The organism is Vibrio sp. 10N.222.52.B7 (assembly GCF_041474275.1).
Lineage (GTDB): Bacteria > Pseudomonadota > Gammaproteobacteria > Enterobacterales > Vibrionaceae > Vibrio > Vibrio crassostreae_C.
The window spans coordinates 1-253 of sequence record NZ_JBFRTU010000624.1; the positions used below are offsets into that span (position 1 = coordinate 1).

Consider the following 253-nt stretch of genomic DNA (forward strand, 5'->3'; position numbering starts at 1 on the left):
CTCTGGGTTAGGCAGAAGGATGCTGGCAACATTGATGTTGTTGGTGACGACTCTTAGTTGTTTGTGGTTTTTGTTGAGGGCGCGTGCTACCGATTCTGGCGTGGTACCGATATCAACGAATAGGGTTGCACCATCTGGGATGTGCTTAACTAGTTCGTCGGCGATCACGTCTTTTTCGTTGAAGTTAAGCGCTTTACGCGTGTTATACGAGGTATTTTCCGAGCTTAAAGGAATGGTTGCACCACCATGATAG

At 47.4% G+C, this 253-nt stretch carries 1 pseudogene; it reads right to left on the bottom strand.

Going from position 1 to position 253, the window contains the following annotated elements:
- Nucleotides 1–253: pseudogene (locus tag AB4512_RS24510) on the bottom strand (DeoR/GlpR family transcriptional regulator); the annotation flags it as partial.